The sequence below is a fragment of the Telluria sp. GW821-FHT07G12 genome (assembly GCF_059418525.1).
The window spans coordinates 73,215-95,508 of record NZ_JBWKQA010000005.1 but is presented as its reverse complement, the minus strand read 5'-3'; the positions used below and the strand labels follow the sequence as shown (position 1 = coordinate 95,508).

At 62.2% G+C, this 22,294-nt stretch carries 15 protein-coding genes, 1 tRNA gene and 1 pseudogene; 13 read left to right on the top strand and 4 right to left on the bottom strand.

Going from position 1 to position 22,294, the window contains the following annotated elements; all coding sequences use genetic code 11:
• The 3 genes from AC07PE_RS19055 to AC07PE_RS19045 all read right to left on the bottom strand — a co-directional run bounded on the left by AC07PE_RS19055 (position 1) and on the right by AC07PE_RS19045 (position 5,227).
• Complete coding sequence (locus AC07PE_RS19055; RefSeq protein ID WP_498767320.1) at positions 1–2,820, bottom strand: response regulator; 2,820 nt, start codon at positions 2,818–2,820, stop codon at positions 1–3.
• Between the two features lie 140 nt (positions 2,821–2,960).
• Complete coding sequence (locus tag AC07PE_RS19050; RefSeq protein WP_230029486.1) at positions 2,961–3,158, bottom strand: YbdD/YjiX family protein; 198 nt, start codon at positions 3,156–3,158, stop codon at positions 2,961–2,963.
• Positions 3,159–3,160: 2 nt separating this feature from the next.
• A complete protein-coding gene (locus AC07PE_RS19045; protein ID WP_498767318.1) occupies positions 3,161–5,227 on the bottom strand; it encodes a carbon starvation CstA family protein in 2,067 nt (688 codons plus the stop codon).
• 199 nt (positions 5,228–5,426) lie between these two features.
• Here AC07PE_RS19045 and AC07PE_RS19040 point away from each other — a divergent pair, with 199 nt between their 5' ends.
• From AC07PE_RS19040 to AC07PE_RS18985, 12 genes and pseudogenes are all read left to right on the top strand, one after another.
• Positions 5,427–6,800, top strand: coding sequence for a cache domain-containing protein (locus AC07PE_RS19040; protein ID WP_498767316.1), 1,374 nt, complete (start codon positions 5,427–5,429; stop codon positions 6,798–6,800).
• Positions 6,793–7,422 (top strand): response regulator transcription factor, encoded by a 630-nt coding sequence (locus AC07PE_RS19035; RefSeq protein ID WP_498767314.1) that lies wholly within the window; start codon positions 6,793–6,795, stop codon positions 7,420–7,422. The genes AC07PE_RS19040 and AC07PE_RS19035 overlap by 8 nt, the downstream gene beginning before the upstream one ends.
• Positions 7,423–7,561: 139 nt before the next feature.
• Positions 7,562–8,707 (top strand): EAL and HDOD domain-containing protein, encoded by a 1,146-nt coding sequence (locus AC07PE_RS19030; protein ID WP_498767312.1) that lies wholly within the window; start codon positions 7,562–7,564, stop codon positions 8,705–8,707.
• Positions 8,700–10,754, top strand: coding sequence for a putative bifunctional diguanylate cyclase/phosphodiesterase (locus AC07PE_RS19025; RefSeq protein ID WP_498767310.1), 2,055 nt, complete (start codon positions 8,700–8,702; stop codon positions 10,752–10,754). The genes AC07PE_RS19030 and AC07PE_RS19025 overlap by 8 nt, the downstream gene beginning before the upstream one ends.
• Positions 10,755–10,796: 42 nt before the next feature.
• Positions 10,797–10,886: transfer RNA gene (locus tag AC07PE_RS19020), tRNA-Ser, on the top strand.
• A 405-nt stretch (positions 10,887–11,291) separates the two neighbouring features.
• Positions 11,292–12,113, top strand: a complete 822-nt coding sequence (locus AC07PE_RS19015; protein ID WP_498767308.1) for an AbiU2 domain-containing protein — start codon at positions 11,292–11,294, stop codon at positions 12,111–12,113.
• A 21-nt stretch (positions 12,114–12,134) separates the two neighbouring features.
• Entirely contained in the window at positions 12,135–12,935 is an 801-nt protein-coding gene (locus AC07PE_RS19010; RefSeq protein ID WP_498767306.1) for a restriction endonuclease, read from the top strand.
• Between the two features lie 224 nt (positions 12,936–13,159).
• Positions 13,160–13,537 (top strand): lysozyme inhibitor LprI family protein, encoded by a 378-nt coding sequence (locus AC07PE_RS19005; RefSeq protein ID WP_498767305.1) that lies wholly within the window; start codon positions 13,160–13,162, stop codon positions 13,535–13,537.
• A 104-nt stretch (positions 13,538–13,641) separates the two neighbouring features.
• Positions 13,642–14,802 (top strand): annotated as a pseudogene (locus AC07PE_RS19000) (IS30 family transposase).
• A 757-nt stretch (positions 14,803–15,559) separates the two neighbouring features.
• Positions 15,560–15,988 carry a hypothetical protein gene (locus AC07PE_RS18995; protein ID WP_498767304.1) on the top strand — a complete coding sequence of 143 codons (429 nt, stop codon included), beginning with the start codon at positions 15,560–15,562 and terminating at the stop codon, positions 15,986–15,988.
• A 133-nt stretch (positions 15,989–16,121) separates the two neighbouring features.
• The gene (gene trhA, locus AC07PE_RS18990) at positions 16,122–16,739 is read left to right on the top strand and encodes a PAQR family membrane homeostasis protein TrhA (RefSeq protein WP_498767302.1); all 618 of its coding nucleotides are present in this window, start codon (positions 16,122–16,124) and stop codon (positions 16,737–16,739) included.
• A 140-nt stretch (positions 16,740–16,879) separates the two neighbouring features.
• Positions 16,880–19,945, top strand: a complete 3,066-nt coding sequence (locus tag AC07PE_RS18985; protein ID WP_498767300.1) for a PAS domain-containing hybrid sensor histidine kinase/response regulator family protein — start codon at positions 16,880–16,882, stop codon at positions 19,943–19,945.
• Between the two features lie 30 nt (positions 19,946–19,975).
• Here the strand turns inward: AC07PE_RS18985 and AC07PE_RS18980 are convergent, their stop codons facing one another.
• Complete coding sequence (locus AC07PE_RS18980) at positions 19,976–21,487, bottom strand: amidase (protein ID WP_498767298.1); 1,512 nt, start codon at positions 21,485–21,487, stop codon at positions 19,976–19,978.
• A 68-nt stretch (positions 21,488–21,555) separates the two neighbouring features.
• Between AC07PE_RS18980 and AC07PE_RS18975 the strand changes: the two genes are divergently transcribed.
• Entirely contained in the window at positions 21,556–22,287 is a 732-nt protein-coding gene (locus tag AC07PE_RS18975) for a transcriptional regulator (protein ID WP_498767296.1), read from the top strand.
• Positions 22,288–22,294: the final 7 nt, after the last annotated feature.

The following is a 22,294-nucleotide window of genomic DNA, read 5'->3' as shown; positions in this document are numbered from 1 at the left end:
TCAGGTTTCCTTCTCAAGGAGAGCGGTGAGCGAGTCGCGGACGGCCTCGAATTCCTGTTCCATATTGATCAGGAGAGAATCCGCCCCTTCGGTGGTGTCGGCGCGGCCGAGGTGCTCCATTTCCTTGCACAGGGCGGCGAGGGCCTCGGCGCCGACGTTGGCGCTGGCGGATTTCAGGGTATGGGCGATGCGGCGCACGTCGTGGGTCGCCATGACGTCGATCGCGCGGCGCAGGGTGGAGAGCTGCTGCGGCGTGTCGTCCACATAAGCGTTGATCACTTTCTGCACCAGGGCGTCGCCGCGCTCGCGCGACAGCATGCGGATCTTTTCCAGCGCCGAGCGGTTGATGACCTCGCGCTGGATCACCTCGACCGATTCGCGCGGCAGGCGCGGCGGCTCGTCGTCGTGGTGCACGGTGGCGGCCAGCGGCATCGCCATCCAGCGCCCGATCACGGCGGCCAGGTCCTGCTGGCTGAAAGGCTTGGACAGGTAGTCGTCCATGCCGGCGGCGAGGCAGGCTTCGCGGTCGCCCTGCAGCGCGTTGGCGGTGATCGCGATGATCGGCAGCACCCGCCCGCGCCCGGCCTCGCGCTCCTCGCGGCGGATGGCGGCGGTGGCGGCAAAGCCGTCCATCACCGGCATCTGGCAATCCATCAGCACGCAGTCGTACTGGCCGTCGCGCACCGCGTGCAGGGCTTCTTCGCCGTTGCGGGTGCAGTCGACGCGCAGGTCCAGGCTTTCCAGCATGGCGCGCGCCACTTCGACATTCACCGGATTGTCCTCGGCCAGCAGCACGCGGCGTGCGCGTGGGCGGCCGGACTCCTGGCCCGCGTGCTTGAGCGGGACGAAGCGCGGCGCCGGCGCCACCTGGCCGCGCGGGCGCGTCGCCAGGCAGGCGAACAGGTCGGCCGCACGCGCCGGCTTGATCAGCTGGTAGGCGACGCCGGCTTCGCGGCGCTGGACCGGGTCGGCCGCCAGCTTCTCGGGACTCAGCAGGATCAGGCGCGTCGCCCGGGTGGTCGGCTCGCTCTTGATCGAGGCCGCCAGCAGCAGGCCGCTGACCTGCTCGAGTTCCATGTCGAGGATCGCGGCGTCGTAGGGACGGCCTTCGCGCGCCGCTTCGTGCAGGCGTTCCAGGGCTTCGTCGGCGCTGTCGGCGCCGTCGCATTCGACGTGCCAGGCGCCCAGGTGGCGCTCCAGGCCGACGCGGGTGGTTTCATGTTCGTCGACCACCAGCACGCGCAGGCCGTCGATGGTGTGCTGCTGGTCGCCGGGCGCATCCGGGTCGACGCGGCGCTTGTCGAAGGCCACCGTGAACCAGAACACCGAGCCTTGCGGGTGCGCGTTGTCGACGCCGATCGAGCCGCCCATCAGCTCGACCAGCTGCTTCGAGATCGCCAGACCGAGCCCGGTGCCGCCGAACTTGCGGGTGGTCGAGTCGTCGGCCTGCGAGAAGGCTTCGAAGAGGCGCCCGCGGGCTTCGCGCGAGATGCCGATGCCGGTGTCGTGCACCTCGAAGCGCAGCATCACGGCCTGGTTGTCCTCGCTGGCGATGCGCACCCGCGCCAGGATCCGCCCCTCGTTGGTGAACTTGATGGCATTGCCCAGCAGGTTGGCCATGATCTGGCGCAGCCGGTTCGGGTCGCCGCAGATCGCCACCGGGATGTCGTTGGCGATATCGAAGTGCATGGCGATGCCCTTGCCCTCGGCCTGGGGCGTGTAGACGGTGTGGATGTCGTCCAGCAGGTCCCACAGGTTGAAGTTGATGTACTCGACGGTGAGCTTGCCGGCCTCGATCTTCGAAAAATCCAGGATGTCGTTGATGATCACCAGCAGATGCTCGCCCGACTGCTTGACCAGCTGGGTGTAGTTGCGCTGGGTTTCGCTCAGCTCGGTCCCGAGCAGCATCTCGGCCATGCCCAGCACGCCGTTCATCGGGGTGCGGATCTCGTGGCTCATGGTGGCCAGGAAGGCGCTCTTGGCGCGGCTGGCCGCTTCGGCCGCGTTCTTGGCCTTTTCCAGCTGCTCGGTGCGCACCGAGACCTGGCGTTCCAGCTCGTCGCGGTGGTGGGTGAGGGCCTGGCCGCGGCCCTCGACCTGGGCCAGCATGTTGTTGAAGCTGTCGATCAGCGCGCCCAGCTCGTCGTCGCGCTGGTGGGCGATGCGCAGCGTGTAGTTCTGGCTGGCCGCGACCTTTTGCGCGGTGTTGATCAGCTTGGCGATCGGGTCGGCGATGCTGCGCCGTATGCGCCGCGCCAGGATCCACGACACCAGCATGCCGCTCGCCAGCGCCGCCAGCATGACGCCCAGCGCGCGCGCCAGCCGCAGCCATACCGGGCGCTGGTCGGCTTCGACCATGACCACGCCCACCGGCTGGCCGTTGGCATCAGGAGACACCTGGCGGTAGACGCGCATGCTGGGCAGCCAGGGACGGCTGGCGGCCAGCGTCGCTTCGTCCAGCGCATCCTGGCCCAGCTCGGGCAGGGACGCCAGCGGCACGCTATCGCTGCCTTCGGCGCGCCAGGAGGCGAAGGGGCGGCCCTTGCGGTCGTACAGCACGGCCGCCTGCAGGGCCGGTCTTTCCTGGGCCGCCGACAGGATCTGGTCCGCCAGCTTGCGGTCGTTGAACTGCAGGGCATCCTGGCTGCTGCGCGCGAGCACCTGGGCCAGCGCGCTCAGGCCGGCGGTTTCGCTGCGGCGGTGTTCGGAGACCGTGGCCAGCGCGAACGCGGCGAATGCGATCAGCAGTGCGCTCGCGGCCGACAGCAGGCACATGGTCGTCAGTTTATGGCTGAGGCTGGAACGCTCGAATGTCGGCATAGTCGGCAAATCCATAGGGAAAGAGCTTTCCCGCAAGAAGGGACTATAGGGGAGCGTTTGTTCCCCGCATTTGTCGTGCATCAAAGTAAAAAGGGACGCACGTAGCGTCCCTTCGTTGGCGATGCCTTACGGCGCCGGCGTCAGCAGCAGCCGCCGCGTTTGCCGTTGCCGTACCTGGCCTGCTGGCGCTCGCGGAAGAACTCCTCGTAACTCATGATGGGTTGATCCGGATGGGTCTTCTCCATGTGCGCCACATAGGTGTCGTATTCCGGCAGGCCGACCATCAGGCGCATGCTTTGCCCGAGGTATTTGCCTGCCTGTGCGAGCGTGCTGAACATGATTACGCCTCGACCGCCGGCTCAGCCGGCACATACGGGGTTTCCTTGGCGCTCGGACGGCTTTCGCGGTTCGCCTGCAGGGCGGTGCGGATACCGAACACCAGCACGGCCACCACCACGAACATGAAGAAGCCGCACAGGGTGGCGTCGACGTAGTCGTTGAAGATCACGCGGCTCATCTGGTCGAGGCTCTTGGCCGGCGCCAGCACCTGGCCCTGGTCGAGGGCAGCCTGGAACTTGTTGGCGTGGGCCAGGAAGCCGACCTTGACGTTGGCGTCGAAGATCTTCTGCCAGCCGGCGGTCAGGGTGCAGATCAGCAGCCAGATGGTCGGCACGATGGTGACCCAGGCGTACTGGCTGCGCTTCATCTTGAACAGCACGACGGTGCCCAGGGTCAGCGCGATACCGGCCAGCATCTGGTTGGCGATGCCGAACAGCGGCCACAGGGTGTTGATGCCGCCCAGCGGATCGACCACGCCCTGGTACAGGAAGTAGCCCCAGGCGGCCACGCACAGGCCGGTGGCGATCAGGTTGGCCGGCAGCGACTCGGTGCGCTTGAACGAGGGCATGAAAGCGCCCAGCAGGTCCTGCAGCATGAAGCGGCCGGCGCGGGTGCCCGCATCGACGGCGGTCAGGATGAACAGGGCCTCGAACAGGATCGCGAAGTGGTACCAGAAGGCCATCATCGCCTTGCCGCCGATGACGTTCGACAGGATGTGGGCCATGCCGACCGCCAGGGTCGGGGCGCCGCCGGCGCGCGAGATGATGGTGTTCTCGCCGACGTCCTTGGCCATCTGGGTCAGGGTTTCAGGCGTGATCAAGAAGCCGAGGTTCGACACCGCGGCTGCGGCGGTCTGGGCGGTGGTGCCGACCAGCGCGGCCGGGCTGTTCATCGCAAAATAGACGCCCGGATCGATGGTCGATGCAGCGACCAGGGCCATGATGGCGACGAAGGATTCCATCAGCATGCCGCCGTAACCGATGAAGCGGGCGTGCTTTTCGTTCTCGATCATCTTCGGCGTGGTGCCGGAAGAAATCAGCGCGTGGAAGCCGGACACGGCGCCGCAGGCGATGGTGATGAACAGGAAGGGGAACAGCTTGCCCGACCAGGCCGGGCCGGTGCCGTCGATGAAGCGGGTCAGCGCAGGCATCTGCAGCATCGGCGCGACGAACACGATGCCCAGCGCCAGGGCGACGATGGTGCCGATCTTCAGGAAGGTCGACAGGTAGTCGCGCGGAGCCAGCAGCAGCCACACGGGAATCACGGAAGCGACGAAGCCGTAGCCGATCAGCATCCAGGTCAGCTGCACGCCGGTGAAGGTGAACACCGGCGCCCAGGTGGCCGAATCGTGCACGTACTGGCCGCCGACGATCGCCGCCATCAGCAGCACGAAGCCGATCAGCGAGACTTCGCCGATGCGGCCGACGCGGATGAAGCGCGAGTACACGCCCATGAACAGCGCGATCGGGATGGTGGCCATGACGGTGAAGGAGCCCCACGGCGAGCCGGTCAGCGCCTTCACGACGATCAGCGCCAGCACGGCCAGGATGATCACCATGATCATGAAGGTGCCGAACAGCGCGATGACGCCCGGGATCTCGCCCATTTCGGACTTGATCAGGTCGCCCAGCGAGCGGCCGTCGCGGCGCATCGACATGAACAGGACCATGAAGTCCTGCACGGCGCCGGCCAGGACCACGCCGGACAGGATCCACAGCATGCCGGGCAGGTAGCCCATCTGCGCGGCCAGGACCGGCCCGACGAGCGGACCCGCGCCTGCGATGGCGGCGAAATGGTGACCGAACAGCACGTAGCGATTGGTCGGCACGAAGTCGAGGCCGTCGTTGAACTTGTAGGCCGGGGTCTGGCGGCGGGCGTCGAGGCCCATCACCTTGTCGGAAATGTAGAGGCTGTAGAAGCGGTAGGCGATCAGGTAGACGCACACGGCGGCGACCACGACCCAGACCGCGTTGATGGATTCGCCGCGGTGTAACGCGACATAGGCGAGCGCAATGGCGCCCGCCAGCGAAAGCGCGGCCCAACCGAGCCGGCTTGTAAGACGATTCATGGTGACTCCTCCAAGCAGTGATTGCTTTTTCTGTAAGTGCTGTTCTTGCTTACATTACTGGCAAGCTACCGGTGAGTATCTTGCACGCCTTCGCTTGAAACAAGCGCATGATTACGCAGCCGCTTGCGTAGGACTACGTAGGGGTAAGCGCGTGATCGGGCGTACAATTTCATGTTACGACGAAATGCATGCGCACGGAATGAAGTTAAGGCAGAAGTTCATCTTTCTTGCAATCGCCCCGCTGATCGTGGCCCTGTGCGCGATCGCCCTGTTCATCCGGCAGCAGGCCGTGACCCTGGCCCAGCAGCAGCGCGCCACCATCCAGCAAGCCTACCTGGCCACCAAGCAGGCCGAGCTCGAGCATTACGTCGAGCTGGCCTCGCACGCCATCGCCCACCTCACCAGCTCCGGCCGCAAGGACCCGGCCACGCTGGAGGAAGCCAAGCGTGTGCTGGCATCGCTCAGCTTCGGCGACGACGGCTACTTCTTCGTGTACGACCTCAACGGCCGCAACCTGATGCATCCGCGCCAGCCCGAGCTGGTCGGACGCGACCTGTGGAACCTGCACGACCAGTTCGGCGCGCCGACCATCCAGAACCTGGTCGCAGTGGCCAAGCGGGGCGGGGGACTGGTGCGCTACAACTGGGTCAAGCCCTCGACCGGCGTGGCTGCGCCCAAGCTGGGCTACGTGGTCCCGATCAAGGACTGGGGCTGGATGATGGGCAGTGGCCTCTACCTCGACGACGTCGACGCCGCCCTGGCCAAGGTCGACGCCCAGCAGTCGCGCAATATCGAGAGCACGATGTGGTGGATCGCCGGGCTGGCGATCCTGTCGGCGCTGGCGATCGGCGCCTCCGGGCTGGCGCTGAACGTGAGCGAATCGCGGGTCGCCGACGCCAAGCTGAAGGTACTGGCCCAGCGCGTGGTCGATTCGCAGGAGACCGAGCGCGCGCGCCTGTCGCGCGACCTGCACGACGGCATCAGCCAGTGGCTGGTATCGATCAAGCTGCAGATCGAGGCCGGCGTGATCCGCCTGGCGGGCAACCCCGACCAGCAACAGCAGGCGCGCACCAGCTTCGAGCGCACCGCCGAAGAACTCAACAAGGTGCTGGGCGAAGTGCGGCGCATCTCGCACGACCTGCGGCCGACCTTGCTGGACGACCTGGGCCTGGCCGCCGCACTCGAACACCTGGCCGAGGAATTCAGCCAGCACAGCGGCATGCCGGTCGCCTTCTCGGCCAGCGGCCACGTCGAGAAACTGCCGCAGGTGGTGGGCACGGTGCTGTTCCGCATCGCCCAGGAAGCGCTGACGAACATCGAGCGCCATGCCCATGCGTCGACGATCTCGCTGGCGCTGGAACGGCGCCGCCATGAACTGACGCTGGCCGTCACCGACGATGGCGCCGGCTTCGATACCGAGGACGTCGCCGTGCACCCGCAGCGCGGCATCGGCCTGCGCAATATGATGGAGCGGCTCGACGCGATCGGCGGCACGCTCCGGATCACCTCATCGAAGGCGGGCACCACGGTGCGCGCGATCGTCGACCTGACTCACTGGAACCACGATGACTGACACCCCGGAAAAAACTGTCCACATCATGCTGGTGGACGACCATCCCCTGGTGCGCGATGGCCTGCGCGCCCGCCTGGAAGCGGTGCCGCACTTCCGCGTGGTGGCCGAAGCCGGCTCCGGCGCCGAGGCCCTGGCGATGGTGGACAGCGCCCCGGTCGACCTGGTGCTGATGGACATCACCATGCGCGACGGCAGCGGCATCGAAGCCACCGCGCAGCTGGGCCGCCGCCACCCGGAGGTCGCCGTGCTGATCCTCTCCATGCACGACAAGCTCGAATACGTGAGCCAGGCCATGCAGGCCGGCGCGCGCGGCTACGTGCTGAAGGATGCGCCGGGCAAGGACATCGTGCTGGCGATCGACACCGTGATGGCCGGCGGCATCTACTACAGCGCCCCGGTGGCGCGCCAGCTTGCCCGCCCGACCATGCCGGACAACCAGCTGACCGTGCGCGAGCAGGAAGTGCTGCGCCATATCGCCAACGGCGAATCGAACAAGCAGATCGCCCGCGCCCTCGACCTGTCGGTGCGCACCGTCGAGACCCACCGCCTGAACATCAAGCGCAAACTCGGCATTGAAGGGCAGGCCGAGCTCATCAAATTCGCAGTCCAGCACGCGGTGTAAATATACTTGGGAAAAGTGTATCCACTAGGAAACATTTGGGTTGCTTTCCGATAATCCCTGCACTACTATTATCGAAATAACCAATCATGCATAAACATTAATGGCTGCTGCCCCGTTCCCGTTGGTTGACATTCGCTCCGTGGCCAACGCGCAGAACGAATGGGTTGCGCTGCTGATGCGCGCAGCCGAGGGCAGTTTCGACGACGCCACCCTGCAGGCCATGTTCGGCGCGCCCGACCTGCTGGCCGCGGTGGCGCCCCTGGATTGCATCCTGCTGCTGGATTCCCCGGCGGCGCTGACACCTCCCATTCTAAAACTGCTGCCGCCGAACCGCGTGGTGCTGGCGGTCGACGCCGAATCGCTGGCGGGTGAGGGCGTAGCAAGGCGCCTGGCCGAGCTGCAGTTGACCGGCTACCGTGTGCTGCTGGACGGCCAGGCGCCGGCCGGCACGGCCCCACCGCTGGCGCTGCGCAGCGTCTCGCGTCATGTCGGTGGCGACGGCACTGCACTGCCGCCGACCCCGTTGCCGGCCCTGTTCGGCCCGCACCTGGCGCGCGGCGTCGACACCCGGGCTGCCCTGCGCGCCTGCGCAAACGCGGGCTTTAGCTGGTTTTCCGGCCTGTATGCGCTCGACGACACTGACAGCGCGGACGAGGACGCACAGCAGCCCGACGACGGCACCACGCGCCGCCGCCTGATGACCATGCTGGCGCTGCTCTCGCGCGATGCCGATTCCTGCGAACTCGAAGCCCAGCTGAAGCAGGACCCGGCGCTCTCTTACCACCTGCTCAAGCTGGTCAACTCGGCTGCGTTCTCGAGCGGCATCCAGATCACCAGCTTCGGCCAGGCCATCAGCCGCATCGGCCGGCGCCAATTGCAGCGCTGGCTGCAGCTGCTGCTGTACGCCCGCCCGCACCCGGACGGTCCGCCGAATCTGCTGCTGCCGATCGCCGCCCGCCGCGGCGCCATGCTGGAAGAACTGTGCAAGCGCGATGGCGGCGACCGCGACGAGCAGGACCTGGCCTTCATGACCGGCGTGTTCTCGCTGCTCGACCGCCTGTTCCGCAGCCCGATGGCCGAACTGCTGCGCGACCTGAACCTGCCGGAGGACGTCGAAGCGGCCCTGCTGGCGCGCGAAGGCCGCCTGGGCGAGCGCCTGCGCCTGTGCGAGATGCCGGGACCGAACGCCGCGGTACTGGACGCCGCCGGCGTCGACAGCCTGTCCTGGTGGCAGGGCCAGCTCCACGCCTATCACTGGGCCATACAGGTGGCGCGCAATGTCTAAGCTCCCCGCTGCTCCGTCGCTCGATATCGCCGGCAGCAGCGCTGCCTTGTGCCAGGCCGTACTTGGATTGCGCGGCGACGCGCTGTACGCGGAGCTGGGGCGCATCGCCGGGGCGATGCTGGCCAGTCCGGAGGCCGTGTTCGTGGCGGGACCCTGGTCCGGCGATGTGGCCGGCGATGTAGCCGATCAGGCGCTGGTGGCGCCGGTCATGTCAGGCATCGATTGCCTGGGCCGCTACCAGCTCGGCGGCCGCCCGTTCCGCGACGCCGACCGGCGCCAGCTCGACGCGTTGGCGACCCTCACCGCGACCCTGATGCAGATGCACGGCCTGGCCCAGCGCATCACCCACGCCTACGCCCAGGTCGAGGCCCAGCTGGCGCACCAGTCGCAGATCCTCGACCAGATCCACGAATCCGTGCTGACCACCGACCGCATGGGCTACATCACCAGCTGGAACCGCGGCGCCGAGCAGCTGTTCGGCTACACGGCGGTGGAAGCGGTGGGGCGCCACGTCCTGTTCCTGTACGTCGACGATGCGGAAGAGGGCGCGGACTTCCCGGACGCCTTTGCCGAGCAGGGCGGCCGCATGATGGAAGTCCGGCGCCGCAAGAAGTCCGGCGAGGTCTTCTGGGCCAGCCTGTCGCTCTCGCCGCTGCGCGACCTCGAGGACAACCCGGTGGGCCTGATCGCCTACCTGACCGACATCACCGAGCGCAAGCTGGCCGAGGAACGCCTGCACCACCTGGCCTACTACCAGGAGCTGACCGGCCTGCCGAACCGCACGCTGTTCGCGCGCCTGGTCGACCAGGGCCTGATGTCGGCCCAGCGCAACGAAGGTACGGCCTGCGTGCTGTACATCGACCTGAACCGCTTCAAGCTGATCAACGGCACCCTCGGCCGCACCGTCGGCGACGAGCTGCTGCGCCAGGTCGCCCAGCGCTTCCGCAACACCCTGCGCGACGAAGACGTGGTCTCGCACCTGGCCGCCGACGAATTCGCGATCGGCCTGTTCGACGTCCGCCAGCACTTCGAAGCGACCACGGTGGCGCAGAAGCTGCAGGCGGTGCTGGAAGCGCCATTCCTCATCGGCGGCCACGACCTGCGCGTGGGCGCCAGCATCGGCATCAGCGTCTACCCGCAGGACGGCGCGGACGCCGAGACCTTGCTGCGCATGGCGGACATTGCGATGCAGCGGGCCAAGGAACGCATCGAGACGCCTGACCAGAGCGTGGCCTTCTACCGCCTCGACATGAACGAGGGGATGCAGCAGCGGATGCAGATCGAAACCGGCCTGCGCCACGCGCTGGGCCACGGTGAACTGCTGCTGCACTACCAGCCGAAATTCGAGATCTCTAGCTCCCGCCTGGTCGGCGCCGAAGCGCTGGTGCGCTGGATGCATCCGCAGCGCGGCATGATCCCGCCTTCCGACTTCATCCCGCTGGCCGAGACCACCGGTCTGATCGTGCAGGTGGGGGAGTGGGTGCTGGAGCAGGCCTGCGCGCAGGCGGCGATCTGGCAGCGGGCTGGCTTGCCACCGTTCCGGCTGGCGGTGAACGTGTCGGCGCGCGAGTTCACGTCTTCGCTACCGGGGCGGGTGGCGGATACCCTGCGCCGCTACCGCATCGATGCATCGTGGCTGGAGCTGGAGATTACCGAGAGTACGCTGATGCACGATATCGATTACGTCATCGGCATCATGGACCATATCAGTGCGCTGGGCGTGGCCTTGTCGCTGGATGACTTTGGGACTGGGTACTCTTCTCTTTCGTATTTGAAGCGCTTCCCGATCGATACCCTGAAGATCGACCGGTCTTTCACTACCGGGATTCCTGCCGACGTGAGCGACTGCGCGATTGCCAGCACCATCATCAGCATGGGACGCAAGCTGGGGCACCGGGTCATCGCCGAGGGTGTCGAGACCCTGGAACAGATGGAGTTCCTGCGGCAGGCGGGCTGCGATGAGGTGCAGGGCTACCTGTATGGCAAGCCGCTGCCAGCGTACGACTTCGAGAAGGCGTTGCGGGAGAACTGGTTGTTGGTGGCTTGAGCTGCCTGTACGGCAACGATTTATGTATAATGCGGTTCCCCAGGAAGCGTGGCCGAGTGGTTGAAGGCAGCAGTCTTGAAAACTGCCGACGGGGGAACCCGTTCGTGAGTTCGAATCTCACCGCTTCCGCCATCAAAACCCTATAACTACTTGATTATAATAGGGTTTTTCTTGATAGCTGCTCAGCTACCCCCGTTCTTACCCACAAGGGCGTGCGAGCTTCAGGCTGTCAGCGAAGGAGTTGACCTCATCCAAGGACCATCGGGTGCATTTCCGTGACAAGCGGATGGGGGTAGGGAAATCCGCCTTTGTCGTGCACCACAGCCAAGCGGTGCTAACTCCAATCCCCAGAATGGTTGCTACTTTGGTAACGGGGATGAGATGGTCAGTGTGAGTCATGTAAAACCTCCTTCTAAAAACGTTAAAGCCGAAGCCTCCTATGTGTGTGTTTGCAATAGGCGTGCAGATTCGCCAGTGGGCCGCCACCATGAGCGCATTATCTCACTGGAAATGAGTTCCGGCAAGCACTAAGATGTCATGTTGTGCCTGCGTGGCTTAACACGGTTTCCCCGAGATGCTCATAATGTTGACAAAAATGAAATATCCAGCAGTGTTGTTGGTGATATGAAGTCGTCGCAAGTCAAGGCGAAGCTGATCAAGCTTGAGGCCCATGCCTCGCATCTGTTGGACGCTTTCCTTGTCCTTCGAGAGCGGTATGCGATGTTGCACCCTATGCTGTTTGGGGCTGGAGTTCCTGAGCGGTGGGGGAGTGGTAGGCGGGCGAGGGGCTACCTGATCCTGCGGCACACCTTGTTTCTGGCCTGCTGCCAAGACATTGCCAAAGTGGTGATGGACGATGATAAGCGGACGCCGAGCATAAAGGGTCTGATTGGGGAGTTGAATTGTCATCTTGTTCGCGCTGCTCTGCGCAAGCGTTACGTGGAGGTTAGTCCGACATTGATGGATGGCGAGCCTGATCAGGAGTTGGTGGGGTTGCTGCGTGCAATGGGCGAGCGAGAGGCGCTGGAGCGTGGAGTGATGTTTGATCGCTTGTATTCGGACTTGGTCGCGGCTTGGGCTGACCTATCGACCTCCGAGGCTGTTAAGGGATGCGTGACCATCCGAGATAAGGCGTCGGCCCATGCGGAAGTCGTTATGCGTGATGGGGTCTATTCGTTCTTCGACGTTTCCACAGCCGGAATTACGTGGGGTGATCTGCGTAGGACGATAGCGTCAGTGCAGGGTGTGGTGGAGTTGTTGGGGCGAGTGATCAGGGATGCGGGCTTTGCATGGGATATGCTGGATGATCAGCTTGCAAGGGCGGCGGATGGCTTCTGGGATGTTCGGCCGGAGCGGTAGGTTAGTCGTTACAATGTTCTCATGCGTAAAAAGAATGAGATATTCGACCGCCTTGCTCAGTCGGCGCGTGCACGAAGCCTTGTAGGGCACGGAAGGGCCCCGGTGCTGGATGCTTGGGATCGCATGCTCGGTCGCGACCCTAATCGTCAGCGTTCAGGAGTGCCCGGTACATTAGAGTGGATGGCGAGTGACTTGATGATGCCTGTTGATCTGCTCATCGAGCAGTTCAGTCGTGCAGGGCTGACTGGATTGACGGGTAGTGATCTTGTTGGTACGGCAGCGAAAGATCAGTTGCTGGCGTACCTCCGGAGTTCGCATGGTATGGATGCGGCTGCATCCCATGTGCTGTATCAGAACCCTGAGCCAACTGTTAGCCAGATTGAAGTCGTTCAGGATGCGAACGACGAGCTTATACGGCTCCTTGCGACTGATCCCTCGCTGATGTACGGGTTAAATCCACGTAGGTTTGAGGAGTTGGTGGCACGCCTCTTTGAAAAGCGCGGTTTTGATGTGACGTTGACGCCTCCGAGTAAGGATGGAGGGTTCGACTTCTTCGCAAAGCTGAGCAATCCAGTAGCGCCGTTTCTTATCGTGGGGGAGTGTAAGCGGTATAACCCGGGCCGGAAGGTTGGCGTGGAAGTTGTACGTGGCTTGCACAGCGTAACGGAGACTCAGGGCGCTCATCAGGGGTTGGTTATTACATCGTCATTCTTCACTGCTGGCGCTGTTGAGTATCAGCGTGTTCTCGGGGCGAAGATGGGGTTAAAGGATTTTGATGATCTTGTGGGTTGGTTGAATGAAACCCCGAATCTTGTGCGGTAAATAGGCTGATACACTGGGGTCTTTCTGGTTGTCCGCAATCGGCCAGGAGCGGACCTAAGTACGATCGATTATTAGGAGGAGCAATTGTGGGGTTTTCTTTGTCAGGGCGGTTGCCTGTATTGGGAATACTTCTTTGCTGCTTTTCGCTGTCATCCCTAACAAAGGCGGCCGAACAACAAAGCGATATGGCATCGATAAAGCACGAGCATTGTGAGGAAAGTAATATGGTAGAAAATACTTTCTGCATGAGCCGAGAGCTGAAAGAATCCGATACACGTTTAAACGTCGTCTATGGAACTTTGATGCGCGCGCTCGCAAAGCCACAAGGACTGCAAAGTGCGCAGCGCACATGGATTGCTTTCCGTGACGCGGAATGCAAATTCCGGAACGAGGCGATGCAGGGTGGAAGCGGTTACAATTTTTCGGTGGATTTATGTTTGATGCAGTTGACTGAAGAACGCATTACCGCCTTAGAAGCTGTGAGGCCATGTAACGGATGTGTAGCATTCAAGCCCGAATTTTACTCATTGACCAAAAAATTTAGCTTTCCAGAACGTAAACGCATATCTGCTTCAGGAAAGCCAGGGGTCGAGGCTCAGTAGCTTCCCAGCGTTGCCGCCCACTCCTGCAATGTCCGCTCCGGGTCTTGGATTCAACCGGTCAATGCAACACACTAAACTCTGCATGAGCAGAAGGAGTGTTGCGGATGAAGCAGAGACCTAGAATCTACTATACAGAAAGCCAGAAGGCGCTCATGTGAGAGCGTTGGAAGAAGGGCGAATCGCTGCATCAAATTGCCGCGCTGTTCGATCGAAATCACTCATCGATACAGCGAATTCTTGCCGAGTCTGGCGGCATTCGCCCTGCGCAAAGGCAGCGATCAAGGTTGGCCTTGTCGCTGGCAGAGCGGGAAGAGATATCGCGCTCGTTAGCTGCTGGTCATCCGATCCGGCGAATCGCCCAACTTCTCGGACGAGCACCTTCTACAATTAGCCGCGAGATCAGCCGGAACGGCGGTCAAACGAGCTACCGAGCAAACTGCGCCGACGATGCTGCCTGGACGCGCGCCCAACGTCCCAAGACATGTAAGCTGGTGGACAATCCTGTGCTGGCAGAAATCGTGGCCACCAAACTTCAATTACAGTGGGCGCCAGAGCAAATTGCCGGGTGGCTCAAACATACGTTTCCAGGGGACGAGGACTTTCACGTGTCGCATGAGACGATTTATCGTAGCCTCTTCATTCAGGCACGTGGTGCGCTGAAAAAAGAGCTTTTAGCGCATCTTCGGCGGCCCCGGATCATGCGCCGGTCGCGTCATCACACACAAAAAACCGACAACCACGGCAGGATCAAAGATACGGTATCGATCAGCGAACGGCCTGCCACGGTCGAAGATCGAGCGGTACCTGGCCATTGGGAGGGCGACTTGCTGTTCGGAGACCGTAACAGTCAGATCGCCACTTTGGTTGAGCGTCAGACCCGTTATGTCATGCTGGTAAAAATCGCCAGCAAAGACACCGAAACAGTCATCGATGCATTGATCGATAATGCGCGCGAATTGCCCCAGGAACTCTATCAATCGCTCACTTGGGACAGGGGTAAAGAGCTGGCTGACCATAAGCGCTTTACGCTTGCCACCGACATCGATGTCTACTTCTGTGATCCGCACAGCCCGTGGCAACGTGGCAGTAATGAAAACACCAATGGGCTATTGCGCCAGTACTTCCCTAAAGGCGTCGATGTCTCAGCATACTCGCAGGCTCAACTCAATGAAGTTGCCCGCAAACTGAATGAGCGGCCAAGGAAGACTTTAGAATATCAAACACCCGCTGAACGATTCAGCCAACTTGTTGCGTCGACCGGTTGAATCCAAGGTCAAAAGCGGACTGTGATAGTCGCACTAAAAGCCCTTGATCGATCATTGCGCGATGAGCTCGCGGTGCCGCCCCTGCCGCTAAGCGCGCTTGATGAGTGTGTCGCATGACCGTTTGAATGCGCAGTCGATAGCGGAGCTTGGTGAAAACCTTGCCGCATCCCTACTGGCAACTGGTTCTCACGCGCAAGCTAAATAGCCCAGTGGGCATCCCGGTGGGTAGACTGAGAAAAATGTCTGCATTTTCATAGACAAACTACTGCTGACACCGCTTCCGCCAGTTTTCTCAAAAAAGCCCTTGTCTGCCAAGGGCTTTTTGTTTTTCAACTGTCGATTGTTGCGGAATCACTGCTGCGTAAGTGTTAGCTGCCTGCGAGAGCATGGCTTGGTCAAAACCCGAAGAACAAGCTGAAGTGGTACGCCGTTTCCGCAAAGTATGCAAGCGATTTCGGTAGTGCCGCGGCCCTCTCCACTGACGACGACAGCGTCAATTAGAAGGGCAGTGCGTGTGTCAGTTCGATTTTCCATCGACCGATCCTGAGGCTTATCAAACTCTCTCGCTTGACGTGCCTCAAACATGTCGACTTGCGGAAAGCCTAGAAAACGTAGTAGAGCGCGCCAAGCGGATGCCTAGATTCATTTGCCCCCTGAACTGTAGCAACGAACGGAAAGCCAGCCATTCATTTGTGTTACAACATCCGCGAGAGTATGGGATGATGGGTCGGTCTTGAGTCGATCGGGACTGGAAACCATGAGCCTCGGATACGCGCGCTGTCGCAGGACGAAATATGTTCAGGCCGCCTACGTTGAGGCCGCTGTTCATATCAATAAACTCTACGGCTCAGATCGTGCGTACTGGATTCTCATTCGTGAAAAAATCCCGCAAGCCGTCATCGAGAGAGTACTACGGGGCGATCCGGGGCGGGTAAGACGAAAAGACCGGCGTTATGCGACCCGTCGGGCGTTCATCCGGGAGCCCGTTCCAACGAACGATATATCCGATCTGAGGAAGGATCATCTGACGTCGCAACGGGTAGAGGTTGCACTCGTGTTCGAGGCCATGCTTGGCCTTGAGGCCGCTAAAGAATATCTTCAAAATTCTGGTGTACCGATTTGGGTCTCGGAACGCGTCCTGTCTTCAACCCGGCGGAGACCGTCGCCAGAGCTTGTCATTGAGTAATTTTTCATTCGGTGGATGCCTGACATTGCCGCCTATCCGCTCGCCGGCCCGATCCGGTGCAGCGTGAATTACTGGCTGACTCGGGTGGAAATCGCAAGGTTTCCTGGCCGATAGAACTCTTCAGCGGTGCCCTATGCTTGCAGGCGAGCGCTTCAACATTATTTCCCATACCATTGGCGCGGCGCTGGCTGCAGTCAGCGGTATGGTTTTGATCGTCACCGCGAGCCGCACGGGCGACTATTGGAAAATCCTCAGCTGCTCCGTTTATGCGGCGATGCTGCTCATCCTGTACGTGACTTCCACCCTATACCACAGCACGCAAGGGCCAGCGAAAAGCGTACTGCGGAAGATGGACCATTGCGCCATCTATTTGCTTATCGCGGGCAGTTATACGCCGTTTACGCTGGTAACGCTTCGTGGCAGCTATGGTTGGCCGATGTTCGGAGCCGTGTGGACCTTGGCGCTTGTCGGTATTGGTCAGGAACTCTGGTATGCCAAAGGCGCGCGCATCTTGTCGCTTGTTATTTATTTGATCATGGGGTGGCTGGCGGTTGCCGGCATTGTCCCTCTGCTGACAAGCTTGGGCTGGACGGGTTTTGGATGGTTGGTGGCTGGCGGCATGTTCTACACGGTCGGCATCGGCTTTTACGTAAGCGACCACAAGCTGCGTCACGGGCATGGAATTTGGCACTTGTTCGTTCTCGGCGGAAGTGTCTGCCATTACGTCGCCGTCTTCTTCTACGTTGCCTGAGCACTGGATCGTGGATCCACAGCGGCGGCAGTCCGAGGAGATTTGTCACATAATAGTAGACTACCTATCCCTCCCTGTTTATGTTGCCTCCGAACCTATTTAGCGTATCGTTTCATGCCTCTCCCATAGGTCAGTGCCTGTTGGCGCCCACCGAGGAACTTGAAATCCTGGAGGTGAATGACGCATTTCTCCAAGGGGTGCACCGTTCACGTGCCGACGTGGAGGGAAAGCGACTTTTCGAGGCTTTTCCCGATAATCCGGATGATCCTTACTCGGCAGTAAAGGCGCTGGCGAAATCGATCGCGCGTGCGATCGAAACAGGAAAAAGCCAGATAATGCCTGCCCAGCTATACCCGATCGAAATGCATCGGGATGGCAGGCGATGGTTCGAGAACAGATATTGGAATGCAACCAATACGCCTGTTTACGATGCGGATGGAAATTTACTCTGCATCTCACACACCACGCTCGACATCACTGAAAAGGTCGAATCGGAGCAGCGCCTGTACGAGAGCGAAAGGCGTTTTCGGCTCATGGCGGACGCAGTACCGCAGATTATCTGGATCACCGATCGTCACGGACAGATGGAGTTCCTGAATAAGCAGTTCACCGAGTACACCGGGACGACAGGCGTGGGCGCGGCACCGGCCGAGATAGCAGCAAGATTCCTTCATGCTGACGATAGGGCCAGGGTCGTAGCGGCGTGGGAAGTGGCGCTTGGGACTGGGGAGCCGTTCGACATCGAGCATCGCATCCGCTCGGCCGCCGGCGTTGACCGCTGGTTTCACGCGCGTGCCGAACCTTATCGCGATGCCGAAACCGGAGAAATCGCTCGCTGGTTCGGCATCTCGGTCGACATCCACGACAGGAAAATGGCTGAGGCCGCGCTGCGTGAAAGCGAGGCGCGCTATCGTACCCTGTTCGAGTCGATCGACGAAGGCTTCTGCGTCGTCGAGTTCATCGACGGACCGCACGGACCGCTGTCCGATTATCTGCATCTGGAAGCGAATCCTGCCTATATTCGCCACTCGGGTATCGCCGACATCGTCGGCAAGACCGGCCGGGACAAGCTGACGAAAAGCGAGGCCGATGCCTGGGTAGCGCTGTTCCGCGGCGTGCTCGAGACCGGGGAGCCGGTCCACTTCGAGCGTCATCTTGAAGCGACCGATCGGCACCTCGAGGTCGCGTGTTTCCGGGTGGAGCCGGCTGCCAAGCGTCAGGTGGCGATCGTGTTCAAGGACGTCAGCGCCCGAAAGCGGGCCGAGCAAAGGCTTCGAGAACTGAACGAAACATTGGAAACGCAAGTTGCCGAGCGCACCGCCGAGCGTGACCGCATGTGGGATACCTCGCCCGACCTGATGCTCGTAATTGACTTCGCGGGCTATTTTCGCCGGGTAAATCCGGCTTGGACCGACGTGCTCGGTTATGCGCCTGAAGAGCTCGTCGGTCGACATGTCAACGAGTTCGTCGTTCAAGCGGACCACGCCATGACGGTCGACGCTTACGAGACGGCAGCGTCGGGCGGTCGGCCGATCATCGAAAATCGCTATCGGCACAAGGACGGTTCGATTCGCTGGATCTCCTGGGCCGCAGCGCCGGCCGGGGACATGAGCTATGCAACCGGCCGAGACATCACGGTAGAGAAAGAACGCGAAGCCGAATTGGCTGCGCGCACGGCCGAGCGCGACCGTCTCTGGAACCTGTCTCAGGACATGCTTGCCTTGGCTAACTACACCGGACACATGTCGGCCGTCAGTCCCGCCTGGACACAGATCCTGGGCTGGAGCGAAACGGAGCTGCTGACGCGCTCGTATGCGAGTTTCATGCATCCGGAAGACATGCCTGCCACCCTGGCGGCGATCGCAAGGATGGGGGAGACGCACCAGCCCGCCCGATTCGAGAACCGGATCGCTACGCGGGACGGTGGCTGGAAGCATATCGAGTGGACGGTGATGCCGGAACCCGATGGGGAGAATTTCGTTGCCGTCGGGCGTGACCTCAGCCTGAACAAGGCGCGCGAGGCGGAACTCGAACAGGCACAGGAGGCCTTGCGACAGTCGCAGAAGATGGAGGCGGTGGGTCAGCTCACGGGTGGGCTGGCGCACGACTTCAACAACCTGCTCGCTTCCATCAGCGGCGGCCTGCAGGTGCTCAAGTTCAAACTGCAACGTGGCCAGTATCACGGGCTTGAGCGTTACATCGACATCGGAGAATCCTCCGTGCGCCGCGCCGCCTCGCTTACCCAGCGCCTGCTTGCCTTCTCGCGCCGGCAAACGCTCGATCCCAAGCCCACCGATGTCAACCGCCTGATTGCAGGCATGGATGAGCTGGTCCGCCGCTCCATCGGCCCCATGGTCGAACTGCAGGTCATCAACGAGCAGGATCTCTGGCCGACAAAGGTCGATGCATCCCAGCTCGAGAATGCACTGCTCAACCTGTGCATCAATGCGCGCGATGCGATGATGCCGGGCGGTGGCAAGCTGACGCTGGTGACGGCCAATAAATCGATCGACGAACTGAGTGCGGAACGCACTATACCCCCTGGCCAGTACATCTCGCTGTGTGTCTCGGACACCGGCACCGGCATGCCTCCGGAGGTCATCGAGCGGATCTTCGATCCCTTCTATACCACCAAGCCTTTGGGGGAGGGCACGGGTCTCGGGCTGTCGATGGTCTACGGCTTCGTGCGCCAGTCAGGCGGCGAAGTACAGGTGCACTCCGAGGTGGGAATCGGCACAAGCATGTGTCTCTACCTGCCGCGTCATGCCGGCGCGGCGCTCGCCGACGAGCCTGTCGAAACCTCGTCCATCGCACGCGGCCAAGGCGAGACAGTGCTGCTTATCGAGGATGAACATACGCTCCGTGACATCGTCGAAGAGGTATTGCGTGACGCCGGCTATCGCGTGCTCACAGCGCAGGATGGCCCGACTGGCTTGCAGATATTGCGCTCGAATACGCGCGTGGACCTGCTGGTGACGGACGTGGGCCTGCCCGGTGGGTTGAACGGCCGCCAGGTGGCGGATGCGGCACGCGTATGGCGTCCCAAGCTCAAGGTACTGTTCATCACGGGCTATGCCGATACGGCGGCGGTCGGCAATGGCCGTCTCGACCCGGGCATGGAAGTGATCACAAAGCCCTTCGAGATCGGCAGGTTTGCCAACAAGGTTCGGGTATTGATCGACTCGCGGCTACGGTCGTCGACGTGACAGGCCACAAGAAAGCGGCACGCCTTTGCTTCAGGACCTGCGTTCCAGGGACGCCAGCGCCGGCCGCCTGTCGGACCAGGGCTGCGCCTGCTCCAGTTGGCGCGCCAGCTGCAGCAGGCGGTCTTCGCTGCCGAATGGCCCGACGAACTGCACGCCCAGCGGCAGGCCATCCGCCGTCCAGTGCAGGGGCACGCTCATGGACGGCGTGCCGGTCAGGTTCGACAGCTGGGTGAAGGGAACATAACGCAGGTTGTCGGTGGCGATCTTCCGCACCGTCCCATCCAGCAGCCCCATCTTCGCCAGCACGCCCATCACCCCGGTTCCATGCAGGAAGCCGAACAGCGCCTTCTCGAAGCCCGACGGATCGCCGGTGCCGTGCGTGATTGGCGGCGCAGCCAGGGTCGGCGTCAGCAGCAGGTCGTACCGCGCATGGAACGCAGCCAGAGAACGCGAGAATTCATTCCACCGATTCAGTTGCGTGGTCAGCTCCATCGCCGACACGCTCGACCCCAGCGTCACAAGAATCCGGTTCATCAGTTCCAAGTCGTGGGCCTTTGCACCGAGCGCCTTCGCCCGCGCCACCGCAGCCGGAATCTGCCCGAAGTACACGTGCAGATAACTCTGCGCCAGCGCCGCCCCATCAATCTGCGGCGCAGCCTCCTCGACGTGATGCCCCAAACTTTCAAGCAGCCGTGCCGTGCGCTCAACAGCAAGAACCGCCTCCGGATGCACCTCAGTCCCAATCGGCGAAACAGAAGTAAACCCGATCCGCAAACGCCCAGGCTCCCGCAGCATCGCCTGCACATAAGGCTCGCCAGGCGGCGCAATCACAAAAGGATCCCCAGGCTCAGCCCCCTGCAAAACATCCAGCGCCAAAGCCGAATCCCGCACACTCCGCGAAATCACACCTTCGCTGGACGCCCCGAACCACACTTCGCCAAGCCCCGGCCCGGACGACACCCGCCCACGTGTAGGCCGCAAAGAAAACAGACCGCAACAAGCCGCCGGAATCCGCAAGGACCCGCCACCATCGTTCCCGGCCGCCATCGGCACAATCCCGGCAGCCACCGCAGCCGCCGCTCCGCCACTTGAACCCCCAGGCGTCCGCGTCAAATCCCAGGGATTATTCGTCCGCCCAAACAGCTCCGGATCGGTCACCGCCCGAATCGCAAACTCAGGCAAATTCGTCTTCCCGAAAATGACCAGGCCAGCCTTCAGATAACGCTCGACCACATGCGAATGCCGCGCAGGCACCACCCCAGCCATCGAACGGCTGCCGTAAGTAGTAGGGATCCCGGCATAATCCTGCACGCCATCCTTGATCAGAAAGGGCACGCCGCCAAACGGACCGGTAAGCGCGCCAGAAGAAATCTGGGACCGCGCCTCCGACTCCATCACCCGCACCACCGCATTCACACTCCCATGCACCCGCCGATTCTGCCCAAGCGCCACATCCAGCAGTTCGCCGGCGCTGACATCGCCCCGCGCCACAAGCTGGGCGAGGGCAGTGGCGTCGCAGGCGAGGTAATCGGCAAAATCCATGTGGCGTCTCCAGTGTTGTTATGATGTAATCTGACACCGAATATTGTCACAGAAGAAACCTCACCGCAATGTCCGAAGTTACCCAGCTCCTCACCACCATCAAGCGCCAGCTGAAACTGCAGGGCAAGACCTACCGCGACGTCGCCGCCGCCTTGCAGCTGTCGGAGGCGAGCGTCAAGCGCCTCCTGACCTCGGACACCCTCGGCGTCGATCGCCTGGTCGAGATCAGCAACATGCTCGGCTTCACCCTGGCCGAACTGGCCCAAGAAGCCGCGGTGACCGAAACACGCTTGAGGACACTCAGCCCTGCCCAGGAAAAGGAACTCGTGTCCGACACGCGCCTGCTGCTGGTGGCCGTCTGCGCCCTGAACCACTGGACCCTGCAGGACATGCTGGCCGTGTACAGGCTGACGGAGGCCGAGTGCCTGCAGAAGCTACTGCACCTGGACCGCCTGCACCTGATCGCCCTCATGCCCGGCAACCGCATCCGCCTGAACGTGGCGCGCGATTTCGACTGGCTGCCGGACGGGCCGATCCGCCGCTACTTCCGCACCGAGGGCCTGGACGATTTTCTCGACAGCGGCTTCGACAAGCCGGAGCAGTCGCTGGCCTTCACTCACGGTATGCTGACGGAGAGCGCGCTGGCGCGCATGCAGGCCGAGCTGCGCCAGCTGCGCGCCCGCTTCGCCGAGCTGCACGAGGAGAGCCTGGCATCGCCGCTGCCCAAGCGCCGCGGCAGCGGCCTGCTGCTGGCGCTGCGCGAGTGGGAGCCTGCGGCCTTCACGGCGCTGCGGCGCTGACCGTTCT

Coding starts and splice junctions, on each gene's coding strand:
- AC07PE_RS19055 (WP_498767320.1), bottom strand. CDS start 2,820: ATGCCGACATTCGAGCGTTCCAGCCTCAGCCATAAACTGACGACCATG.
- AC07PE_RS19050 (WP_230029486.1), bottom strand. CDS start 3,158: ATGTTCAGCACGCTCGCACAGGCAGGCAAATACCTCGGGCAAAGCATG.
- AC07PE_RS19045 (WP_498767318.1), bottom strand. CDS start 5,227: ATGAATCGTCTTACAAGCCGGCTCGGTTGGGCCGCGCTTTCGCTGGCG.
- AC07PE_RS19040 (WP_498767316.1), top strand. CDS start 5,427: ATGAAGTTAAGGCAGAAGTTCATCTTTCTTGCAATCGCCCCGCTGATC.
- AC07PE_RS19035 (WP_498767314.1), top strand. CDS start 6,793: ATGACTGACACCCCGGAAAAAACTGTCCACATCATGCTGGTGGACGAC.
- AC07PE_RS19025 (WP_498767310.1), top strand. CDS start 8,700: ATGTCTAAGCTCCCCGCTGCTCCGTCGCTCGATATCGCCGGCAGCAGC.
- AC07PE_RS19015 (WP_498767308.1), top strand. CDS start 11,292: ATGTTGTGCCTGCGTGGCTTAACACGGTTTCCCCGAGATGCTCATAAT.
- AC07PE_RS19010 (WP_498767306.1), top strand. CDS start 12,135: ATGCGTAAAAAGAATGAGATATTCGACCGCCTTGCTCAGTCGGCGCGT.
- AC07PE_RS19005 (WP_498767305.1), top strand. CDS start 13,160: ATGGTAGAAAATACTTTCTGCATGAGCCGAGAGCTGAAAGAATCCGAT.
- AC07PE_RS18995 (WP_498767304.1), top strand. CDS start 15,560: ATGAGCCTCGGATACGCGCGCTGTCGCAGGACGAAATATGTTCAGGCC.
- trhA (WP_498767302.1), top strand. CDS start 16,122: ATGCTTGCAGGCGAGCGCTTCAACATTATTTCCCATACCATTGGCGCG.
- AC07PE_RS18980 (WP_498767298.1), bottom strand. CDS start 21,487: ATGGATTTTGCCGATTACCTCGCCTGCGACGCCACTGCCCTCGCCCAG.
- AC07PE_RS18975 (WP_498767296.1), top strand. CDS start 21,556: ATGTCCGAAGTTACCCAGCTCCTCACCACCATCAAGCGCCAGCTGAAA.